This is a genomic window from Pseudohalocynthiibacter aestuariivivens (assembly GCF_018457175.1).
Taxonomy (GTDB): domain Bacteria; phylum Pseudomonadota; class Alphaproteobacteria; order Rhodobacterales; family Rhodobacteraceae; genus Pseudohalocynthiibacter; species Pseudohalocynthiibacter aestuariivivens.
This window is the reverse complement of sequence record NZ_JAGFNU010000002.1, coordinates 330,574-352,952: the sequence shown is the minus strand read 5'-3', so window position 1 is coordinate 352,952 and position 22,379 is coordinate 330,574. Positions and strand designations below refer to the sequence as shown.

21 protein-coding genes are annotated in these 22,379 nt (G+C 53.7%); 11 read left to right on the top strand and 10 right to left on the bottom strand.

All coding sequences use genetic code 11. The annotated features are described in order from the left end of the window. Window positions 1-58: 58 nt before the first annotated feature. The 9 genes from J4E70_RS05645 (at window position 59) to J4E70_RS05605 (ending at window position 7,404) form a co-directional block, all read left to right on the top strand. Window positions 59-871: a glutamate racemase gene (locus J4E70_RS05645; RefSeq protein ID WP_213888104.1), complete on the top strand. Its 813-nt coding sequence runs from the start codon at window positions 59-61 to the stop codon at window positions 869-871. An 85-nt stretch (window positions 872-956) separates the two neighbouring features. Then, window positions 957-1,985: an N-acetyl-gamma-glutamyl-phosphate reductase gene (gene argC / locus J4E70_RS05640; RefSeq protein WP_213888103.1), complete on the top strand. Its 1,029-nt coding sequence runs from the start codon at window positions 957-959 to the stop codon at window positions 1,983-1,985. A 4-nt stretch (window positions 1,986-1,989) separates the two neighbouring features. Next, window positions 1,990-2,430, top strand: a complete 441-nt coding sequence (ccmE, locus tag J4E70_RS05635; protein WP_213888102.1) for a cytochrome c maturation protein CcmE — start codon at window positions 1,990-1,992, stop codon at window positions 2,428-2,430. Window positions 2,431-2,517: 87 nt separating this feature from the next. Next, window positions 2,518-3,129 (top strand): holin-associated N-acetylmuramidase, encoded by a 612-nt coding sequence (locus J4E70_RS05630; RefSeq protein ID WP_213888101.1) that lies wholly within the window; start codon window positions 2,518-2,520, stop codon window positions 3,127-3,129. Further along, window positions 3,120-3,698, top strand: a complete 579-nt coding sequence (locus J4E70_RS05625; RefSeq protein ID WP_213888100.1) for a holin family protein — start codon at window positions 3,120-3,122, stop codon at window positions 3,696-3,698. Before J4E70_RS05630 ends, J4E70_RS05625 begins: the two co-directional genes overlap by 10 nt. 67 nt (window positions 3,699-3,765) lie before the next feature. Beyond that, complete coding sequence (locus tag J4E70_RS05620) at window positions 3,766-5,736, top strand: heme lyase CcmF/NrfE family subunit (RefSeq protein ID WP_213888099.1); 1,971 nt, start codon at window positions 3,766-3,768, stop codon at window positions 5,734-5,736. 4 nt (window positions 5,737-5,740) lie between these two features. Beyond that, a complete protein-coding gene (locus tag J4E70_RS05615; RefSeq protein WP_213888098.1) occupies window positions 5,741-6,187 on the top strand; it encodes a cytochrome c-type biogenesis protein in 447 nt (148 codons plus the stop codon). A gap of 66 nt (window positions 6,188-6,253) precedes the next feature. Beyond that, a complete protein-coding gene (locus tag J4E70_RS05610; protein WP_213888097.1) occupies window positions 6,254-7,030 on the top strand; it encodes an enoyl-CoA hydratase-related protein in 777 nt (258 codons plus the stop codon). Window positions 7,031-7,080: 50 nt separating this feature from the next. Continuing rightward, complete coding sequence (locus J4E70_RS05605) at window positions 7,081-7,404, top strand: hypothetical protein (protein ID WP_213888096.1); 324 nt, start codon at window positions 7,081-7,083, stop codon at window positions 7,402-7,404. Window positions 7,405-7,498: 94 nt separating this feature from the next. On the opposite strand, the gene gltA is transcribed toward J4E70_RS05605, so the two are convergent. Further along, window positions 7,499-8,794, bottom strand: coding sequence for a citrate synthase (gene gltA, locus J4E70_RS05600; RefSeq protein ID WP_213888095.1), 1,296 nt, complete (start codon window positions 8,792-8,794; stop codon window positions 7,499-7,501). A 56-nt stretch (window positions 8,795-8,850) separates the two neighbouring features. Next, complete coding sequence (gene gltX, locus J4E70_RS05595) at window positions 8,851-10,266, bottom strand: glutamate--tRNA ligase (RefSeq protein ID WP_213888094.1); 1,416 nt, start codon at window positions 10,264-10,266, stop codon at window positions 8,851-8,853. Window positions 10,267-10,394: 128 nt separating this feature from the next. Here gltX and J4E70_RS05590 point away from each other — a divergent pair, with 128 nt between their 5' ends. After that, window positions 10,395-12,383, top strand: coding sequence for a ComEC/Rec2 family competence protein (locus tag J4E70_RS05590; protein ID WP_246531619.1), 1,989 nt, complete (start codon window positions 10,395-10,397; stop codon window positions 12,381-12,383). Window positions 12,384-12,388: 5 nt separating this feature from the next. Here J4E70_RS05590 and lexA read toward each other — a convergent pair whose 3' ends face one another. From lexA to J4E70_RS05560, 6 genes are all read right to left on the bottom strand, one after another. Then, window positions 12,389-13,078, bottom strand: a complete 690-nt coding sequence (lexA, locus tag J4E70_RS05585) for a transcriptional repressor LexA (RefSeq protein WP_213888092.1) — start codon at window positions 13,076-13,078, stop codon at window positions 12,389-12,391. Between the two features lie 102 nt (window positions 13,079-13,180). Then, window positions 13,181-14,353, bottom strand: coding sequence for a molybdopterin molybdotransferase MoeA (locus J4E70_RS05580; RefSeq protein ID WP_213888091.1), 1,173 nt, complete (start codon window positions 14,351-14,353; stop codon window positions 13,181-13,183). Next, window positions 14,353-14,829, bottom strand: coding sequence for a cyclic pyranopterin monophosphate synthase MoaC (moaC, locus tag J4E70_RS05575; RefSeq protein ID WP_213888090.1), 477 nt, complete (start codon window positions 14,827-14,829; stop codon window positions 14,353-14,355). Before moaC ends, J4E70_RS05580 begins: the two co-directional genes overlap by 1 nt. Next, window positions 14,830-15,642, bottom strand: coding sequence for an indole-3-glycerol phosphate synthase TrpC (gene trpC / locus J4E70_RS05570; RefSeq protein ID WP_213888089.1), 813 nt, complete (start codon window positions 15,640-15,642; stop codon window positions 14,830-14,832). Next, a complete protein-coding gene (gene trpD / locus J4E70_RS05565; RefSeq protein ID WP_213888088.1) occupies window positions 15,639-16,658 on the bottom strand; it encodes an anthranilate phosphoribosyltransferase in 1,020 nt (339 codons plus the stop codon). Before trpD ends, trpC begins: the two co-directional genes overlap by 4 nt. Continuing rightward, on the bottom strand, window positions 16,655-17,236 hold the full coding sequence (locus J4E70_RS05560; RefSeq protein ID WP_213888087.1) for an anthranilate synthase component II: 582 nt from the start codon (window positions 17,234-17,236) through the stop codon (window positions 16,655-16,657). Before J4E70_RS05560 ends, trpD begins: the two co-directional genes overlap by 4 nt. 123 nt (window positions 17,237-17,359) lie before the next feature. Here J4E70_RS05560 and J4E70_RS19595 point away from each other — a divergent pair, with 123 nt between their 5' ends. Further along, a complete protein-coding gene (locus J4E70_RS19595; protein WP_213888086.1) occupies window positions 17,360-18,871 on the top strand; it encodes a divergent polysaccharide deacetylase family protein in 1,512 nt (503 codons plus the stop codon). 77 nt (window positions 18,872-18,948) lie between these two features. Here the strand turns inward: J4E70_RS19595 and trpE are convergent, their stop codons facing one another. Both trpE and J4E70_RS05545 read right to left on the bottom strand, forming a co-directional pair. After that, the gene (trpE, locus tag J4E70_RS05550) at window positions 18,949-20,460 is read right to left on the bottom strand and encodes an anthranilate synthase component I (protein WP_343229444.1); all 1,512 of its coding nucleotides are present in this window, start codon (window positions 20,458-20,460) and stop codon (window positions 18,949-18,951) included. Between the two features lie 10 nt (window positions 20,461-20,470). Continuing rightward, a complete protein-coding gene (locus J4E70_RS05545; RefSeq protein ID WP_213888085.1) occupies window positions 20,471-22,321 on the bottom strand; it encodes a peptidyl-prolyl cis-trans isomerase in 1,851 nt (616 codons plus the stop codon). Window positions 22,322-22,379 lie beyond the last annotated feature (58 nt).

Sequence of the window (22,379 nt, the reverse complement as noted above, 5' to 3'; positions counted from 1 at the left end):
GGGCTCAGACCCAGAGTGATTAAGTTTGAACTCCGAAAGACGCAAACACGAGGCTGAAATGGCGGTCGGCATATTTGATTCTGGTCTGGGCGGGTTGACCGTGATGGAAGCTGTGACAAAACGGCTGCCAGATGTTCCGTTTGTTTACTATGGAGATAATGCCCATGCACCTTATGGGGTGCGGGATGCCGACGATGTTTATGAATTGACCTGTGCCGGGGTCCAACGGCTGTGGGATGCCGGGTGTGACCTTGTGGTTTTGGCCTGCAATACGGCCTCTGCGGCGGCGTTGCGGCGGATGCAGGAAAGCTGGATCCCCACAGATAAACGTGTACTGGGCGTTTTCGTCCCGTTAATTGAAGCGCTGACGGAGCGGCAGTGGGGTGACAATTCGCCCCCACGTGAGGTCGCGGTGAAGCACGTCGCATTGTTTGCAACACCAGCAACCGTTTCAAGCCGTGCGTTTCAGCGTGAACTTGCGTTTCGTGCGATTGGTGTTGATGTCGAAGCACAGCCCTGCGGTGGGCTGGTCGATGCCATTGAAGAAGGTGATGAAATTTTGGCGGAAGCGCTGGTCAGAAGCCACGTAGAGGCGCTGAAACGCAGAATGCCAAACCCCGAGGCCGCAATTTTGGGCTGCACTCATTACCCGCTTATGGACGCCGCGTTTCAAGAGGCATTGGGGCCGGATGTCGCTGTTTATAGCCAGGCAAATCTGGTCGCGGAAAGCCTTGCAGATTATCTGACACGGCACCCAAAGATGCTTGGGGAAGGGCAGGAGTCCGCCTTTCTGACCACAGGGGATGCGGCGCGTGTTTCTAACAAAGCCACGCAATTCCTGCGACGAAAAATCGCGTTTCAACCCGCGTGATTGCGGACCCGCCTTTTTATCCCTAATTCTCTACAGAATGCGCAATTTAGAAATGCATTTTGTACAAAACGCACGAAAGTCCGACATGACTCATAAAATCGCTATTCTTGGCGCTTCTGGTTACACCGGTGCAGAACTGATCCGGTTAATCGCAACCCATCCCAGCATGGAAATTACTGCGCTATCTGCTGATCGTAAGGCGGGCATGCAAATGGGAGATGTTTTTCCCCATCTACGGCACTTGTCATTACCTAAACTTGTCAAAATTGACGAGATTGATTTTACGCATGTCGATCTCGTGTTTTGCGCTTTGCCGCATGCAACGAGCCAGGCCGTCATAAAAAAATTGCCAAGTAAAATTAAGGTTGTTGACCTGTCCGCTGATTTTCGGCTGCGCGATCTGGCGGAATACGAAAAATGGTATGGTAAACCCCATTCCGCACCTGAATTGCAGGGCGAAGCGGTTTACGGGCTGACCGAGTTTTACCGTGATGACATTTCAGCGGCACGCCTTGTGGCCGGAACCGGGTGCAATGCGGCAACCGGGCAGTTTGCACTGCGGCCATTGATTGCGGCCGGGATAATAGATCTCGACGAGATTATTATTGATCTGAAGACCGGTGTCAGTGGTGCGGGAAGGTCACTGAAGGAAAACCTATTGCATGCCGAGTTGTCTGAAGGCGCGCATGCTTATGCAGTGGGTGGGGCGCATCGGCATCTGGCAGAATTTGATCAGGAGTTTTCGGCAGTGGCCGGACGGCCTGTCAAAGTCCAGTTTACGCCACATCTATTGCCTGCAAATCGGGGAATTGTCGCGACGGTCTATGTAAAAGGCGATCCGAAGGTCATCCACAAGACGCTCGCAGACGCTTATAAGAATGAGCCCTTTATCGTAATGCTGCCATTCGGCGAACATCCGTCGACACGCCATGTACGGGGTTCAAATTTCTGCCACGTCGGCGTTGTTGGTGACCGTATTGCGGGGCGGACGATTGTCATAGCTGCACTGGACAACCTGACCAAAGGGTCATCTGGTCAGGCGCTTCAAAACGCAAACCTTATGCTTGGAGAGGATGAAACCGCCGGGTTAATGCTGGCCCCGGTTTTCCCATAAAGATATGAAATCACTTAAAAAAACACGCAGAATTCAGGTTATTTTGGTCGCGGTCGTGGCGCTGGCGTTGTCGACTGCCCTGATCGGTTACGCAATGCGAGATGGAATAAATTTTTTCCGATCACCTTCGCAGGTGGTCGAAACGCCTCCGGTTGAGAGCGAAGTGTTTCGCCTAGGTGGCTTGGTCGAAGAAGGTTCGATTGAACGCGGACAGGGCGAAGTCATCCGGTTCCGTGTGACCGACGGTGGTGCAACGGTTGACGTGGTTTACAAGGGTGTGTTGCCTGATCTTTTCTCGGAAGGTCAGGGTATGATTGGCACCGGCACATACATGAATGGTGTCTTTGAAGCCACTGAAATATTAGCGAAACACGACGAAACCTATATGCCAAAAGAAGTTGTTGATGCACTGAAGGAGCAGGGCGTTTACCAGGAACCGGAGTAAACGGAGTCTAACGCAGCGAACTGTGAAAAAGGCGTTCGTTAACCCAGGTTGAACATCCTCTGATGCGAATTTAGCAACGGAGGCACTATGCGAACCGCCAAAGAAATTGCAGAAAGCATCGTCGCCCGTGAAGGCGGCTATGTGAATGACCGGGATGACCCAGGTGGCGCGACCAAATTTGGCGTAACCCTTCACACGATGCGCAGACTTGGCATTGATCTGACTGGAGATGGGCAGGTCACAAGTGTTGACGTTGCGCAGTTAAGTCGCCGTCAGGCGGTTGATATTTTTCTGGAACACTACTTCAAACGCCCCGGGATTGATAACCTACCTGCGCAAATTCAGGCCAGCGTGTTTGATATGCATGTGAACGCAGGCGCAAATGCGGTTAAAATCCTTCAACGTTTGCTCGTCGAAATGGGGCATTCTGTACAGGTTGATGGGATTATTGGCTCAGAAACGTCACGCGCCGCAAATGCAGCGCAACAGTCCGCACAAAACTTCCTTAATGAGGCCTACGGGATCGCCAGGCGAAATTACTATTACAGCCTTGCTGACGTGCGCCCGAAAAGCCGCAAATACGCGCGTCGAAGGGACGGTGGAAAAGGGGGATGGATCGTCAGGGCCGAAGAATTCATTTCCGCAAAATACCACCTTTCGGCACAGAAACATCAGGAAAGGACAGCAGCATGGGACTGATTGGAAATCTGTTAGAGCTGGTTTTTGGGGGAGGCCGAAACGTTGTTCGTGAAACGGCTGAGGTGTTTCGCGAAAATGCAGAGGCCGGTGCTAAAAGAGATGCCGAAGCGCAAGAGCGCGCATTAGACCAACTTGCGAAAGAATTCTCGGATCGTGAAAAGGGGCGGTTTGACAGGGTTATGGACGGCGTGAACCGGATGCCACGTCCGGCTATGGCCTTTGGAATACTGCTCCTCTTCACCCTGTCGATGACAGACCCTGTTTGGTTTGCTTCCCGAATGCAGGGCCTAAGCCTGGTGCCAGAACCGCTATGGTGGCTTTTGGGCGCGATTGTGTCGTTCTATTTCGGTGCACGGCATCAGTTTGTCGGGCAGGAGTTTCAGCGTTCGATAGCACAATCTCTGGCCCGCGTGCCGCAGGTTGTCGAAAACAACCGCGCATTGCAGACGCTTGCAACGCAAACCAACGGTGTCGCCAAAACCGATTCAGAGCAAAGTTTCGAATTAGGGGCTATTGTCGCGTCAAATAATCCCGCCCTCGAAGAATGGCGCCGCCTGACAAAGTTGTGACATTTCGCGCCATTTGGTGTTGCGCAATTCGGTTGGCCCGCCTGTCAAAGCCGCCTATGATCGCCTCATGTTTATTGAACTTGGCCATTTCGCACTGATACTCGCCTTCGCCGTTGCTATCGTGCAAACGATTGTTCCAATGATCGGGGCGCAAAAGGGATGGTCAGGCTGGATGGCGCTGGCGGAACCGGCTGCGACGGTTCAATTCTTGCTGATTGCATATTCCTTCGCTGCATTGACCTACGCTTTTGTCAGTTCGGATTTTTCATTGTTGTTGGTGGTCTCAAATTCCCACACAGCAAAACCGCTGCTTTACAAAATTTCGGGCGTTTGGGGGAACCACGAAGGGTCAATGCTTCTTTGGGTGCTTATCCTGACGCTATTCGGGGCTTGTGCTGCTTGGTTTGGAGGGAATCTTCCGCCAAGTTTGCGAGCACGGGTTTTGGCGGTGCAATCATCAATTGGGGTCGCGTTCCTCGCGTTCATCTTGTTTACCTCAAACCCGTTTATGCGTCTTGCGGTTCCACCGATGAATGGTCAGGATCTGAACCCGCTGCTGCAAGACCCTGGTTTGGCCTTTCATCCACCGTTTCTGTATCTCGGCTATGTTGGGCTATCGATGTCCTTTAGCTTTGCCGTCGCGGCACTTATCGAGGGCCGTGTTGACGCCGCTTGGGCGCGTTGGGTGCGTCCCTGGACACTTGCAGCCTGGGTTTTTCTGACCATCGGCATAGCGCTAGGCAGTTGGTGGGCATATTATGAACTGGGTTGGGGCGGTTTCTGGTTCTGGGACCCGGTTGAAAACGCGAGCTTCATGCCATGGCTGATCGCGGCGGCGCTGTTGCATTCGGCGATCGTAGTGGAAAAGCGTGAAAGCTTAAAAAGCTGGACGATTTTGTTGGCGATCCTTGCCTTCGGTTTTTCATTGATTGGTACATTCATCGTACGTTCGGGCGTTCTAACCTCTGTCCATGCTTTCGCGAATGACCCGGAACGTGGTGTCTTTATTCTGATCATTCTGGGTGTTTTCATGGGGGGCGCGCTTACCCTTTACGCGGCGCGCGCGGGTGTCATGGAAGCGAAGGGTGTCTTCTCCGTCGTTAGCCGGGAAAGTGCGTTGCTGCTAAACAACATCCTGCTGGCCGTTGCGGCCTTTGTGGTGTTTGTAGGAACGATCTGGCCCTTGGTGGCAGAGCTTTTGTTTGACCGCCCGCTTTCTGTTGGCCCACCCTTTTTCAATCTGGCTTTTACACCGTTTATAGTAGCACTTGCCGTAGTTATGCCGATTGGTGCGATCTTGCCATGGAAGAGGGCCTTGATTGGTCGCGCAATGCAAAAACTATGGGGCATTCTGGCCCTGTCTTTTGCTATTGGTGCTTTGGTCTGGGTTATGCAGACTGAAAGGTCGATGCTGGCACCGGTTGGGATTTTCCTGGGTGTCTGGTTGGTCTCTGGTGCTTGCGTGGATTTATGGCTGCGCAGCGGGCGTGGTGCGATTGGGGCGCGTTTTGCACGGATGTCGAGACTGCCGCGTGCGGATTGGGGAAAAGCGGTGGCGCATGCCGGGATGGGAGTCACGATCTTTGGAATTGCGGCGTTGACAGCCTGGGATATCGAAGACATTCGCGTTGCGAATATTGGCGAGGGTTTCACCGTTGGGAAATATGAGATCACACTAGAAAAGGTGGAGCAGGTTCAGGGACCGAATTATTTCAGCACCCAGGCTGAAATGACGGTGACTCGGAATGGTAAGCATGTCTCAACACTATTCCCCGAAAAGCGAGTTTATCCTGTGGCGGCGATGCCAACAACAGAAGCTGCAATCGACAACGGTGTGCTGCGCGATATCTATCTGGTGATTGGGGATGTGCAGGACGGCGGAGGCTATGCGGTGCGAACCTATATTAAGCCATTCGCAAACTGGATCTGGGCTGGCGCAATTATCATGGCGCTTGGTGGCTTTCTCAGCCTGAGTGACAGGCGCTACCGTGTGGCTGCGGGGGCACGCAAATCAGCGGTACCCGTCGCGGCGGAGTAGGTATATGAAACGGATCATTCTTGTATTGGTCTTATTGGCGAGCCCGATCTGGGCTGTGGAGCCAGACGAGATGCTTGCTGATCCGGTTTTGGAAGAACGTGCACAAGCGCTTGATCATGAAATCCGTTGCGTACAGTGCCAGTCTGAAAGCATCGCCTCTTCTAACGCCGATTGGGCGCGGGACGCACGCTTGATGGTGCGGGAGCTTGTTTCAGGCGGCAACACAGATACAGAGGTTCTTGATTTCTTTTTGGCGCGTTATGGTGATGTTGTCCTGATGCGCCCCAAAAGTGACGGTGCAAATATTATTCTATGGATTGCAGGCCCTGTGATGCTTCTTTTGTCGCTTGGCGTAGGCGGCCTGTATCTGCGTCGTAGGCGTCAAACAGTGGTGCAAGCCCCCCTGTCAGAAGCAGATGAAGCCCGGTTACGGGAAATACTGGAAGAGTGACGTCAGGTAACTGTTTCTAGGGCCGTACGTCTGGATATAAATCCAATCAGATATGGGAGATTGCTGATGAATTACCAAACCATTCGTCTGACAGTGCGTGATGATCTGGCTGTGCTGACTCTCAATCGACCCGACGTCATGAATGCGCTGAACACGCAAATGCGTGCGGAAATTACCCATGCGGTGAAAGAGGCGGAAAAAAATGCGCGGGTGCTTGTGATGACCGGCAAGGGACGCGCCTTTTGTTCCGGCCAGGATCTTGGCGATGGTGGAAGCGCGGCCAATATCGATTTGGAACGGACCTTGAGGGACGAATATGTACCGATGCTAAAGGCGATCTTTGACTGCGCGATTCCCACGATCGCCGCCGTAAACGGTGCGGCGGCAGGGGCAGGGGCCAATCTTGCCTTGGCCTGTGATGTGGTCATCGCAACGGAAAGCGCTGTATTCCTACAGGCCTTTGCACGGATCGGGCTTATCCCGGATGCTGGTGGCACATATTGGTTGCCGCGTCAGATGGGTTCCGCCAAGGCAATGGGTGCCGCACTATTTGCAGAGCCGGTTACAGCACGTCAGGCCAGTGACTGGGGCATGATCTGGGAAGCGGTGTCAGACGAAGAGTTTGCAGATCATTGGTATGGGCGCGCTGCAAAGCTCGCGGCGGGGCCAACTGTGGCCTACTCAAACGCTAAAAAGGCAATCCGCGGGTCATTTGACAACAACCTTGATGAACAACTGGCTCTTGAGGCGCATTTGCAAGGGGAATGCGGTGAGACCCGGGATTTCAAGGAAGGTGTTCTCGCATTTCTGGAAAAACGGCCAGCACGCTACGAAGGGCGTTGAAAATCGGTCGGTCACTGAAAGAATGAGCCAGGAAGAAAACGGGTTTTAAAATGATTTTCTGGACATTCGCAGGCCTACTCTTTTTCTGTGTGGTTCTCGAAAGCCTGACATCGTGGATATTTATAACGCGCTCAAGGAAAAACCATCCAAAGCTTTGGCACCATGCAGGATGCCCGACAGTGATGGGGAATGGTGATTTGGTTCGCGCCTGGCCGTTAAACAAGTATCTTCTGTTCAAGCGTTTTGAGGAAATACCAGATCCTGGCGCCGTTCAGTTTGCCCGAAAAATGCGGCTTCCGGTTGTCGGAACCTATCTCGCTGCCATCGGGTTGGCCCCAATCGCTATTGCTATCATGATCGTTTTTCACCCCTAGGAGCGGGTTCGGTGCATAGCAAGGAACGCAGAGTCATCTGTAAACTTATAGAAACAGAAATGAAAAGGCCGCCAGAAAGGCGGCCTTTGTTCTATCAACGTTCTTCGACATCCACATAATTACGCTTTGTGTCGCCAAGATAAAGCTGGCGTGGCCGGCCGATCTTCAGTTGTGGATCGCCAAGCATTTCTTTCCACTGCGAAATCCAGCCAACGGTGCGCGACAAAGCGAAAATTGGCGTGAACATCGAAGTGGGGAAACCCATCGCATCCAGAATAATGCCAGAATAGAAATCAACGTTGGGGTAGAGCTTTTTCTCGGCGAAATAGCTGTCTTCCAATGCAATCTTTTCCAGTTCCTTCGCGACTTTCAGCGTCTCGTTGTTTTCAACACCTAGAAGCTCCAAAACTTCGTCAGCGGATTGTTTTAGCACTTTGGCGCGCGGGTCAAAGTTTTTGTAAACCCGGTGACCAAAGCCCATTAGGCGGAACGGATCATTCTTGTCTTTTGCCCGCGCGATAAATTCCGGAATGCGGTCAACTGTGCCAATATTCCTTAACATTTCAAGACATGCCTGGTTTGCGCCACCGTGCGCTGGCCCCCAGAGACATGCGATACCAGCAGCAATACAGGCAAATGGGTTCGCGCCCGAAGACCCGGCCAGACGCACTGTAGAGGTCGATGCGTTTTGCTCGTGGTCGGCGTGCAGTGTGAAAATCCGGTCCATTGCGCGCGCCAGGATCGGATCTACTTCATAGTCTTCCGCCGGAACGGAAAAACACATCCGCAGGAAGTTTGACGCATAGTCCAGGTCGTTGCGCGGATAAACAAAGGGTTGTCCAATCGAGTATTTAAAAGCCATCGCCGCAATTGTCGGCAGTTTTGCGATCATCCGGACTGAGGCAACTTCGCGTTGATACTCGTCGTTGATATCGGTTGAGTCATGGTAAAAGGCAGACATCGCGCCAACGACCCCGACCATTGTCGCCATTGGATGCGCATCGCGCCGGAACCCACGGAAAAAATTGTGCATCTGTTCGTGCACCATCGTGTGGTTGGTGACGCGTGCCTCAAAATCTTCAAGCTCGTCGGCGGTTGGCAGTTCGCCGTAGAGCAGCAGATAACAGACCTCTAGGTAATGCGATTTTTCTGCAAGCTGATCGATAGGATATCCGCGGTGCAGCAGTTCACCTTTGTCACCATCGATGAAGGTAATTGTTGAATCGCAAGACGCGGTCGAGGTGAAGCCAGGATCATAGGTGAAAACATTGCCCTGCGCATAGAGCTTGCGAATGTCGATTACATCTGGTCCGGCAGTGGGGGAATAGATCGGTAATTCTAATGTCTTGTCGCCGAAACTCAGCGTTGCGGTTTTCTTATTTTCGGCCATGTAATTCCCTCTCATATCGCCCAGACCGCGGATCGGGTGGGCTCTTTGTTTATCATTTAGTGCGCTTTTGCGCTTATCGCGTCTTGCAACCGCGCAAGGGTTTCTTCGCGCCCTATCACGAGCATAATATCGAAAACGCTCGGCGACACAGCCCTTCCGGTTAGTACCGCCCGAAGAGGGGCTGCTAGCTTTCCAAGTGTAAGGTCATGCTGCTCAGCGGTATGCGTCACTGCGGCTTCCAAGTCGTCTCGGGACCATGTAGCATTTTGCAGCTGCGGCGTCAATTCAAACAGTATACTATGGGATACATTATCAAGCGATTTCTGTGCTTTTTCATCGGGGATAAACGGACGTGATCCTAAAACAAAATGAGCTTTATCAATGAGTTCGCCAAAGGTTTTGGCCCTTTCCTTTACACAGTATAATGCACGACTGAGCGCAGTCATTTGATCCGCTGTGAGCGGTTGCTCTTCTTTTGCGTCCAAATAAGAGGCGATTTCATGCAGCAGTGCAGCATTTTCTGTTTTTGCGATGTGCTGACCTGAAAGATTTTCAAGTTTTTTGAAATCAAAGCGGGCAGGGGATTTGCCAATTCCCTCCAGATTGAACCAGGATATTGCCTGTTCGTCTGTGAAAAACTCGTCATCCCCATGGCTCCAGCCAAGGCGCGCCAGATAGTTGCGCATGCCAGCGGCAGAATACCCCATCGCCTGATACTCTCCGACACCTAGTGCGCCGTGGCGTTTTGAGAGTTTCTTGCCATCGGCACCGTGAATAAGCGGGATATGCGCCCAGACAGGCACATCCCACCCCATCGCATTGTAGACCATCGTCTGACGCGCAGCGTTAGCCAGGTGATCATCCCCGCGTATGATATGGGTCACTCCCATGTCGTGATCATCAACAACAACTGCCAGCATGTAGGTCGGTGTGCCATCTGAACGTAAACAAATCATGTCGTCGAGTGTGCTGTTTCGAAAAGTGACACGGCCCTGCACCCGATCATCGATCACGGTTTCCCCTTCGCGGGGCGCTTTGACGCGAATGACAAATGGCGCATCCGGGTGCGTTGATGGATCTGCGTCCCGCCACGGGCTTTGAAACAGCGTTGATGTCCCTGCTGCTTTTGCCTGTTCACGAAAGGCAGCGATTTCTTCCTGGGTAGAAAAACACTTGTAAGCATGGCCGGAGGCAAGCATCGCATGTGCAACTTCGGCGTGGCGGTCTGCGCATTCAAATTGGCTAACGGCTTCACCGTCATAATCCAGCCCAAGCCATTCCAGCCCATGTAAGATTGCTGCGGTTGCTTCTGGGGTAGAGCGTGCCCGATCAGTATCTTCTATGCGAAGCAGAAACTTTCCGCCGCGACCACGCGCATATAGCCAGTTAAACAACGCCGTTCGCGCACCACCGATATGCAAAGATCCAGTGGGCGACGGGGCAAAACGGGTAACGACTGGGCGCTCTGACATTGGGCGTTAACTTTCTGGAAACCAAAAGGAGATTAGCGTTCAGGCTGTTTTAGTGAGACCGGAGGCTTAGGACAAGGGTGCGCCGCGTTCTCAACCCCTTTCATCTGTTGGCGACGCAAAGGGGGTATTTGTTTCCCTGGACCCCGGTTTGTCTGGGTGTTGGAATTGGTACTTACTTTGGTTTGTCAGAAGAGCCACAGGGTATCGCCTTTCTTTTGCTCACCCTCGGGGTCCTGTTTTTGCTGGGCCTGGCGCGCCTGTCAAACGAAGAAATGTCCCCCGTAATCCTCAGCCTTGCGTTGATACTTGCCGGTGTGGTTGTGGCGGGGGTTCACGCCCACAGAGCAGACGCACCAAAACTTGGATTTCGGTATTACGGACCGATTGAGGGCCGGGTCGTTAACATCGACCGATCACAAAGCAATAAGTTACGGATAACACTCGATCATGTTGTTCTGGAAAACGTAACGCATACCCCGCACCGGGTGCGTGTATCGCTCCATGACAGAAACAGCATCTTTCTTGGCGAAATTGGCGCAACAGTCATTTTGACGGGGCATCTTTCGCCACCACAGGGTCCGGCAGAGCCGGGTGGTTTTGACTTTCGACGCAAGGCGTGGTTCGAGCGCCTTGGTGCGGTGGGATACACGCGCAGCCCAGTTCTGGTTCTTAGCCCGCCGACGCCCGGGAATGCCGCACTGAAGATCAGAAAGCTTCGGCAAGACTATTCGCACGCCATCCAGAACGCGGTTCCAGGTGAGGCGGGCGCGTTCGCGGCTGCGATCATGACCGGGGACCGAAGTGCTATCAGCACCGAAACGATGGAGAACCTGCGCCGCTCGAACCTTGCACATCTGCTCGCGATATCGAGGCTTCACATGGGTTTGCTTACGGCTTTTGTATTTGCGTTCCTACGGTATGGGTTGGCACCGTTACCATTCTTAGCGCTGCGGCTGCTGGTCAAGAAAATCTCGGCGGTCGCGGCACTTTGCGTTGCGACAGGGTATCTTTTGCTTTCGGGCGGAAGTATTGCAACGGTGCGCGCCTACATTATGGTCGCGGTTATGTTGACTGCCGTTTGTTTTGACAGGCGTGCGCTGACGTTGCGGGCTGTGGCCGTTGCAGCGATGATCGTGCTGGTTCTGTATCCCCAAAGCCTGATTGGCCCGGGTTTCCAAATGTCATTTGCCGCGACAACCGCGCTGGTCGCTGTTTTTGGAACACTACAGAACTGGCAGACTTGGAAGATTCCAAAAGCGTTGCGTCCTGTTCTGGCGTTGCTTGTGTCCTCGGCCGTTGCTGGCGTTGCAACCGCGCCAATTGCGGCCGCGCATTTCAACCAAATTGCGCAGTATGGGCTGCTCGCCAATCTGCTTACGGTTCCGATGATGGGTAGTGTTGTGATCCCGTCTGCGGTTGTTGCGTTGCTGCTAACGCCATTTGGGCTTAGTTGGGTTGGCCTTGTCGTCATGCGGCTTGGGATAAAGTGGATTCTTGCTGTCGCGGATTGGGTGGCAAATCTGGAAGGCGCGGCCATTCAAATCGTAACGCCGGACCCTATCGTTCTGCCGCTCATTGTACTTGGTGCATTGTTTCTGGTTCTGTGGGCTGGAAAGCCGCGCTTGCTCGGAATTTTGGGCCTTGCCGCTGGCTTTTTCCTTTGGGCAGAAACTGAACGACCTCAGTTGTTAATATCAGAGACGGGTGGCTTGATTGGGCTGATGACCGATCAGGGGCGCGCACTGAACAAGCCGCGAGGCGACGGTTTTACTACGCTAAGCTGGCTTGAGAATGATGGCGACGCCGCAGATCAGGACGCGGCATATGCGCGTAGAGGTTTTGAATTTTCTGAGAATGGGACACGCTTTACGCTTGGCGGTGTGGCGTTTCTTCATCTCCCTGGTAAAGCGGCAACACCGCATATTGAAAGCGCATGCTCTGGCGGTCGATGGGTAATAACCATGATTGCCCAGGAAAAGCCGGGCGGAGATTGCGAATTTCTGGATGCGGGTTACTTTGCTCAGAACGGCAGCATTGCGATTTATGTAGAGCCGACTGGCGTAAGGCGCGTCACGGCAGCAGAACGCGCTGGAAACAGGCTTTGGACCCGGCGTTGATGTGCCTAGTAGGTGCGGATCAATCCGACGAGCCGTCCCTGAACTTTAACCTGGTTCTGCGGCAGCACACGCGTTTCATAGGCTGGGTTCGCCGCTTCAAGCGCGATCATATTACCTTTGCGACGGAACCTTTTGAGAGTCGCCTCATATCCTTCGATCAACGCGACAATGATATCCCCATTATCAGCGGTGTTCGTTTCCCGAATAACGACAACATCACCATCGTTGATCCCGGCGTCGATCATCGAGTCGCCTTTGACTTCAAGCGCGTAATGCGGGTCTTTGCTTGTTAGCATCTGGCCCGGGACCGCAACACTGCGGGACGCTTCGCTTATCGCTTCGATCGGGACACCTGCAGCAATACGCCCTAAAACGGGCAGCTCAAGGGCATGTGTTTTTTCAATTTGCATCGCCAAAGCGGGTGTCGCTTCAGGTTTGTCACCTTCGATCACCCGAGGTTGAAACCCTGTTCCGCCAAGAGTTTCGGGCAGTTTCACGATTTCTATTGCACGGGCACGGTGGGCAAGTCGCCGGATAAAGCCACGCTCTTCCAGCGCGGTGATCAAACGGTGAATACCTGACTTTGATCGGAGGTCCAGCGCCTCTTTCATTTCGTCAAAAGAAGGTGGAACGCCATCGCGCTGTACCCGCTTGTTGATAAAACTGAGCAATTCCAATTGCTTCTTGGTAAGCATCTCAATAATCCTCTCGCCCGAATACCCCATGTTCCTCATGGGTGTTCAGGACATGTTCTACCCATGTTCCCTTTTTGTGTCAACATTTCTAATGGAAATACGCTAGAGCAGCAGGTAGCTGACCATTGCTCCAACTTCTTTTGCCGGATCATGGGGTTCACGTACCAAAAGCGCATTGGCGTCTGCCAGAACTGTTAGCAGGGAACTGTCCTGACGCGCAAAAGCGGTGATTTCTCCGTCACTTACCTTGGCACGCATATAATGTTCCCGAGGGCCGTTTTGGCCCAAAGGCGCGGCGAGCTCTGCTTTTAACAATGCTGCGGGTTGTTCCGGAAGCCCCTGTAGTTTGCGCAAAGCTGGTAAGATGAAGATATGACCACAAACCATTGACGAAACCGGGTTTCCCGGCAAGCCAACCATTGGGGTGCGAGAAAGTTTACCCGCCATCAGGGGTTTTCCGGGGCGCATGGCCACCTTGTAAAATGCGCGTTCCATTCCAAGATCGGTTGCAACTTTCCCAACAAGATCGTGGTCACCGACCGAGGCTCCACCGATTGTGACGATAAGATCAGCACCTTTGGTCAATTCAAATGCTGTGCGGAGCGAACCTTCTGTATCGCTTGCAATCGGAAGCATACGAACCTCAGCACCGTGCTGTTCGAACAACGCTTTCAACCCGAAACTGTTCGATGCGATGATCTGATCCTGATTTGGAACATCGCCTGGCATGACCAGTTCATCACCTGTCGCAATCAGCGCTACGACAGGTCGCCGTGCCACAGGAACAGCAGGAAGGTTCATCGATGCAAACAGGGCAACATCGCTGGGCGAAATGAGACGGGGCGCCTTGATTGTATCACCTTTGCTGAAATCAGCACCGGCAGGGCGAATATAATCTTTCTGATCCAGTTCGTGTTTCAAGGTGATGACATCACCGCTTCGATTGACATCTTCCTGAATGATGACGCGCGTCGCACCGGTTGGAAGCGGAGCGCCGGTAAAAATACGCACTGCCTGACCCGCTTTAACGACCCCGTCAAATCCGTGTCCGGCCGCAGATTCCCCGATCACTTTGAACATTGCGTCTGGTTCTGCCTCAACACCCATAAGGGCGTAACCATCCATTGCCGAGGCTGCGAATGGCGGCTGACTACGGTTTGCGGTTACCGGCTGGGCAAGAACGCGTCCACAGGTTGCTGCCAATGGTACGATTTCAGGTTCAAGCGGTTCAAAAAGAGATAAGACCCGTTCAAGCGCCTCAGCGACAGTAATCATTATTTTGCCTCGTAACGCCCTGATTTTCCGCCTTCTTTCAGGATCAGGCGGACATCGGAAATGACCATGGACTTATCAACGGCTTTTACCATGTCATAAAGGGTCAGCGCGGCTGTCGTAACCGCTGTAAGGGCTTCCATTTCAACGCCGGTCTGGCCGGTTGTTTTTACGGTTGCCTCGATCATTATACCTGGCAAATCACTGTCTGGTGAAAGCTCAACCGCAACTTTCGTTATGGGCAAAGGGTGACAGAGCGGGATCAGTTCAGAGGTTTTTTTCGCCCCCATGATACCGGCAAGTCGTGCGACTCCAAGAACATCGCCTTTTTTCGCTCGACCTTCTATAATAGTTTCAAGGGTTTCACGTGACATCTTAACGTAACCAGCCGCAATAGCAACGCGCGTTGTGACGGCCTTTTCAGACACGTCGACCATATGGGCGTCACCCTTGCCATCAAAATGGGTCAATCCACTCATCTACATCCCCCCGGGCATTAACGGGTTCGCGAGCAGCGCACGAGTCGCCGTAGCCACATCTTCCTGCCGCATCAGGCTCTCGCCAATCAAAAACACGCGCGCCCCGTACCGCGCCATATCTGCAAGATCAGCGGGCGAATTCAGGCCGCTCTCAGACACAAGAACCTTTTCGGCTGGCGCGAGACGCGACAGGCGCCGTGTTGTGTCGAGCGATGTTTCAAATGTTTTGAGGTCTCGATTGTTAATACCCAACAGCGAAGATTTAAGCGTGGCAGCGCGGTCAAGTTCTTCCTCGTTATGAACTTCGACGAGAACGTCCATATCCCAGCCTATGGCTGCATCTTCAAGTTCGGTGGCCTGGGCGTCACTTACGCTGGCCATGATGATCAATATACAGTCCGCGTGGAGCGCGCGCGCCTCTGCGACCTGATACGGGTCATACATGAAATCTTTGCGCAAAGCGGGCAGGGAGGTCGCATTTCGCGCGGCCGTAAGAAAGGCGTCAGCCCCCTGAAAGGACGGTGCGTCGGTCAGAACACTCAAACAGGTCGCGCCGCCCGCCTCATAGGCTTTTGCAAGCGTAGGCGGGTCAAAATCCGCGCGGATCAGGCCCTTGGACGGGCTCGCTTTCTTAATTTCGGCGATTAAACCATAACCAGTGTGCGTTGCCCGTACCAACGACTGCGCAAATCCGCGCGTTGGCGAAGCTTCGCGTGCGGCTGCCTCGACCTCGGCAAATGGACGCTCGGCCTTGCGCGCGGCGACTTCTTCAAGCTTGTAAGCTTTGATCTTATCAAGAACGGTTCCTGTCATTGGGGCTCCGATGTAATGTGCGCAAGGCCAATAACCTTGGATTTGGCCGCGCCTGAATCGATAGAAGCCCGGGCCATATCGACCCCTTCTGGGAGATCATGCGCCACTCCGGCTACAACAAGTGCTGCGGCGGCGTTAAGCAAAACGGCGTCGCGATACGCGGAAGGCGCACCATCAAGCAGCGCGTTAAACGCCCGCCCGTTTTCTTCGGGCGTGCCGCCAAGGATTGCTTCAAACGGATGAAGAGGTAACCCTGCTTCTTCGGGGTGTAATTCACGGTCAAATACCGCGCCATCCTCAAGCGCGGCGACCCAGCTTGTGCCTGCGATTGACAGTTCGTCTGTTCCGTCAGCGCCATGCACGAGCCATGCCTTTTCAGATCCGAGTGCTAACAATGTTTCGGCCATTGGCCGAATCAGATCGCGCGAAAAGGCCCCGGTTAACTGGCGTTTCACCCCGGCAGGGTTGGTCAGCGGGCCAAGAATGTTGAAAATTGTGCGCGTGCCAAGTTCTGTGCGGGTCGGCATAACATGCGCCATTGCCGGGTGGTGCATCGGGGCCATCATAAATCCGATGCCGACCTCCTTCAGGGCGCGCTCTACAACTGGCGGGCCAACCATGACATTGATGCCAAGCTGACCAAGCGCATCAGCAGCCCCTGATTTGGAGCTCAGGTTGCGGTTGCCGTGCTTTGCAACACAGACACCAGCACCAGCCACAACAAACGCTGTCGCAGTGGAAATATTCAGCGTGCCTTTGCCATCCCCACCGGTACCGACAATGTCCATCGCACCTTCGGGCGCATTCACAGCAAGGCATTTAGAGCGCATTACGGCGGCGGCAGCGGCAAATTCCTCAACCGTTTCGCCCCGCGTACGCATCGCCATTAGCAACCCGCCAATCTGGCTGGGCGTTGCTTCACCTTCAAATAAAATCTGAAAGGCGATCTCTGCTTCGGCGCGCGTCAAAGCCCGGTCAGCGGCAGCGCCGATAAGAGGTTTTAATGCGTCGCTCATGCGGCCACCTTTACCGTGTTTAGAAAGTTTTGCAGCAACTTATGGCCATGTTCTGAAGCAATTGATTCCGGGTGAAACTGGACACCGTGGATTGGTAGCGACTTGTGCCTGAGTCCCATGATCGTCCCATCTTCAAGCCATGCGTTCACCTCGAGGCACTCTGGCAGGCTTTCACGTTCAACGACAAGGGAATGGTATCGTGTCGCTTCAAACGGCGAGGGTAGCCCTGCAAATACGCCTGTTCCAGCGTGGTGCATCGTGCCCATCTTCCCATGCACGATTTCGTGGCAGCGCACAACTTTGCCACCGAAGGCTTCGCCAATCGTCTGATGGCCAAGACAAACACCAAGTAATGGGATTTTGGTTTCTGCTGCCGCCTCGGTCAGGGCAAGGCAAATGCCTGCCTGCGCGGGATCGCAAGGCCCGGGTGACAAGAGAATCGCATCAGCGCGCATGGCCATCGCCTCTTGAACATCAAGAGCATCATTTCGGCGTACAACAACTTCGGCACCAAGTTCGCCTAGATAGTGAACAAGGTTGTAAGTAAAGCTGTCATAGTTGTCGATTAGGAGCAGCATTGTCCGGCTTTCATCAATTAGGGGTGAACACCCGCTTCAGTCGAGGTATACATGTTCAGAGTGCTGCAATAGGGTCAAGACCTGAGCGGTATGTGAATTGAGCAGAAACAGACGGAGAATGCTGTGGGACGCGGATTTATTTCAGGTATTTTGTGGGGAACCGCAATCGGTTGCTTTTTGATGGTGATCGTTTCTCAGTTGGCAGATTTACCACCCGGCGTGGCCGGCGCGCCGCAGGCGCGCGAGGTGGAAGTGCCCGCAGGGTCCGAATTTGATCAGGCAAAACCCGAGACGGAACCAGTGGTTCCGCAAACCGAACATGTGGAAGATATTGCTACCGGGCCAAGCCTGTCGCCTCCATTGGTAGAAGAAGATCGAAGCGCGCCAAGCCTGGAGCAGGAGTCTGTCGCCGCTCCGAGTGAAGTGAGCAGTCCTCAGGCCAGCCTTACGGTGCCTGAAGAAGGAGCGTCTGAAACCGGCGTAAGTGTTGAACAGGATAATGTTGCAAATCAGCCGACGGTTTCTGCGGTTCCGGTGACACCGGCAGAAACTGCGGTTCCGAATGTTTCGAACGAATCTTCTGAACCGCCATCTGTGACGCAAGTTGAAGAGGAAATAGATCAGGAAACCGTACCAGCCCCTGAAGTTCAAGAGGCTGTGATTCCACAGATCGAGGAACCTTCCGTTTCGGAAGAAGCTGCAAGCCAACCTACGGATTTGCAAGAAGGCGAAGACATCGCCGTCGTACAGCCTGAGATCAGTGAGGAGCCGGCACCTGAAATTGCTGAGCCTCAAACCCCAGAGGTGAGCGAGGCACCAACTGTTGTTGATCCTCCCGTTATCCGTATGCCAGTCCCCGAGATCAGCGATCTGGCGCCAAACGTGACAACAAACAGACTGCCTCGTATCGGAGAAGATGCGGACAACACAGATGAAACAGCCAGCGAAGCAACGGAAGAATTGCCGAAAAGCGCTTTGGAGGCAAACTCAATTCCTTTTGAGAACCCGGACAATAAACCGCTATTCTCTATCATATTGATAGACGACGGGAACGAAGGCATCGACGCGGATCTGGCCGCGCGTTTGCCGTTTCCCGTTAGTTTCGCTGTGGATGGCGCGCTGCCCGATGCGGGCGCACGTTCTGCACGCTACAGAGAGGCTGGTTTCGAGGTGATGTTGTATCTTCGGTTGCCCGAGGGTGCGACCAACAGCGATGTGGAAATTGTCCTACAAAGTGCGCTCTCAGCCCTGCCTGACGCGGTTGCGGTGTTTGACGCGGGACAGATCGGGTCTGACCGAAACCGGGCACAGCAGGTTGCGCAGATACTTGCCGAAAGCGGCCATGGTCTTGTTGCCCTCAGCAAGGGTTTGAATGCGATCGAACAGGTCGCAGCGCGAAACGAAGTTCCGGTGGCACTTGCCTTTCGGGAATTTGACAGTAACCGCGAAAGCGGCCCGGTCATCCGGCGCTACATGGACAGGGCAGCGTTCCGCGCTCAGCAGGAAGGTTCGGTTATTATGGTTGGACATCTTTACAGTGACAGCATTTCCGGGTTGCTGTCCTGGGGCTTGGAAGACAAGGCTGCCAACATGGCAATCGCACCCATCTCGGCTATCCTGAAGTCACAATCTTAGACTGGCGCGGAATGGCGTGAATGATGCGGCTATGAGGTGTTGCTTGGACAGTTAATCGCGCCAGAACAATGCGCTAATCAGTTGTTTGTGGTGCGGGTAAAGCGGCCTGCGTCTTCAGCGGCCTTACGTATGGCTTTGGATTTGTTGACGGTTTCCTGATACTCGGCCTCCGGGTCGCTGTCGTAGACAACGCCGCCACCTGCCTGAATATAAAGCTTTTCGTCTTTCACCACCGCTGTTCGCAATGCGATACACATATCCATGTCACCATTGGCGGCGAAGTAACCGCAGCCACCACCATAGACACCACGCTTTTCAGGTTCCAGCTCGTCAATAATTTCCATTGCGCGCACTTTAGGGGCGCCTGAAACTGTGCCTGCTGGCATCCCGGCGAAAAACGCGGAAAGCGCATCCTGGTCATCGGCCAGTTCACCCACAACGTTGGAAACGATGTGCATGACGTGGCTGTAATGTTCAACGATGAATTCTTCGGTGGGGCGTACCGTACCAACCTTGGCAACGCGGCCCACGTCATTACGCCCAAGATCCAGCAGCATCAGATGTTCTGCCAACTCTTTCTGATCTGAAAGCAAGTCGGCCTCGAGCGCTTTATCTTGCGCTGGCGTGGCCCCGCGCGGGCGTGTTCCTGCTATGGGGCGGATCGTAACCTCACGCCCAAAAACCCGGACGAGAATTTCGGGGCTGGCCCCGACGACCTGAAAGCCGCCAAAATTGAAATAGAACATAAAGGGCGACGGGTTGGTGCGGCGCAGACTGCGGTAAAGCGCAAAAGGCGGCAGTGGAAAGTCCTGGGTCCAGCGCTGTGCTGGCACAACCTGAAAAATATCCCCCGCACGGATGTATTCCTTGGCCTTGTCGACGGCTGCCAAATACCCATCGTGGGTGAAATTCGAAGTGAGGGGGCCAAGTTCTGCTTCGCCCCCCAGATTGCGAGTTTCACCAGATGCCGTGCGTTCAAGGTCGCGCACGGCGTCCATCACGCGTTCAGCGGCTTGTGCATAGGCTGCGCGCGCGCTCATGCCAGACGCGACCCAGGCGGGTGACACCACGGTGACCTCGCCCTTAACACCATCCAGCACCGCCACAACAGACGGACGCAGCATCATAGCATCGGGCAGGCCAAGCGGATCAGGATTGACGTTGGGCAGATGTTCGACAAGCCGGATCATGTCGTAACCAAGGTAGCCAAACAGCCCCGCCGCCGAAGAGGGCAGATCATCAGGCATATCAATGCGGCTTTCGGCAATCAGCGACCGAAGGCTTGCAAGCGGTTCTTCGGGTATTTCCTGAAAATTATCTGTCTCAAAGCGCGCTTCGCGGTTTATGCGTGCAGATGTTCCGCGACATTCCCAGATCAGGTCCGGTTTCAAGCCAACGATCGAGTAACGCCCGCGAATTTCGCCACCTGTCACGCTTTCAAGCATAAAGCTGTCTTTGCGCGCACCAGCGAGTTTCAGCATCAAAGACACAGGAGTATCGAGATCTGCCGCAAGCCGTGTGTAGACCACCTGATTGTGGCCTTCGTTATATCCGGTTTCGAAGTCCGAAAAAGAGGGTGTCAGCGTCACAATCAGTCCTCTACGGAAACTGTGCGTTCACGGCGGTGATTGCCGTTTGGTTAAGGCTTAGACCAGCAGAGTTTTGCAAGGCACGCGCGTAAGCCTCGAAGATGTCCTGTGAAACGGATTGCACAATTTGCTGATCAAGGTTTGCCTGCAGCGACTCGGTATCGGGTGATGTCTGATCTGGCGGGTCGATCGAATCAAGCCGCACGATGTAAACCGCGCCAAAACCCTCGATAATCGTTACATCACCTTTTGCCATACCGAAGACATCGGTCACAAAGCTGTCGGGCGCACCTTCAATGAAACCATCGCGTGTGAGGTCGCTGGCAAGGGTCCCGCTCAGGCCAAGGCTTTCAGGAAGAACACCTTCTGCAATCTGGCCGCTCAACTGTTCTGCAAGCTCGAGCAAGCGCGCTTCTGTCTGTTGGTTTTCCCAACCGCTGACAACCTTGTCACGCACTTCATCAATAGGGCTTAGCGTTGGGTCGATAAGGTCATCCAGACGCAGTGCGAAATATCCGCCATCTTCCAGTTCGAGGAGTTCTGGGAAATCCCCGTCGTTCACGTCTCTGGCTGCATCGCGAAAGCTGTTGTAGGAGGCGATCCGTTCACCCAAACCATCCCACCAGTCGATTTTTTCCAAGCGCATTTCGGTTTCTTCCGCAATTTCCTCGAGCGAGGCACCGCCTGCCAACAGATCGTCGATGTTGGTGGCGCCATCAGCAATGATCCGTCTGGCACGATCAAGCGCAAATTCGTCGACCAATGATCTGCGGGCTTCTTCAAAGGTCGTTTCTTGCGCCGGAAGAATTCCGTTCATGCGGAAAATCGCTGGCCCCAACGATGATGACAGGGGATTCGTAACACCCGGTTCCGTCAGTTCAAAAAGGGTTTCTCCTGCTGCGCCGAGTTCGCTTTTTGTAACGTCCCCAAGGTCAATATCCGTCAAGGAAAGGCCGCGTTCTGCGACCAAATCGTCGAAACTGATTTCGCCGGAATTCAAGCGTTGGTCTGCTGCATCCGCGTCAGATTGGTTTGCAAAAACAAGGCGTTCTATCAGGCGGCGTTCTGGAATGACAAATTCCTCGATCCGCGAGTCGTAAAGCGCGCGCAATGCTTCATCATCAATTTCGATTGTGTCCAAAATCATATCAGGCGCAATCCAGACATAACTGATGCGCTTTTTCTCGGGCTCGGTAAAATCGGCAGTGTTCGCCTGATAGTAGGTGGTAAGATCTTCTTCTGACGGTTCTTGTAAAGGCGAAACCAAAGACGACTCGTCCAGTCTGATCCACGTAAAGGTCCGTCTTTCAGCAACGTAATTCAAAATGCTGTTCGCAAAGGTCTCTGACGGTTCGACCCCGCCAATCACGGCGCCTTGCAATAAGGTACGCGCGGTTTCTTCTCTTATTCTGGTTTCGTATTCCCGCTCGTTCAGATTCGACTGTTGTAAGGCAAATCTATACGCGTCGCGGTCAAACTGCCCGTCGATCCCTTGAAACGCGGCAATATCAAGTAACTGGCGGCGTACTTGCTCATCTCCGACTGATAAACCGATCCGTGCTGTTTCGTTATCAAGGGCGGCAGTTGCAATGAGCCGCTGAATGACGTTCTGATCAAGGCCAAAAACCCGGGCTTGTTGAAGCGGCAGGGTCTGGCCTGTTTGTGCTTGAAAGGCGCGCAATTCCTGCTGGAGTGCCCGCGCATAGTCATCAACGCTGATTTCTTTGTCTCCAACAGCCCCGATACTGCGCACAGAGCCGCCGAAGTTACTGACGCCAAAGCCACCTAGCCCAACAATCAGAAGAAGAAGGATGATCCAGACAAATAGTTTGGAAACACTGCCTGTTTTACCGCCCGTCATAAGTCACTCCTGCAAAATCGATTGAGGTTGTTTAGGCGGTTCAACGCAGGGGGGCAAG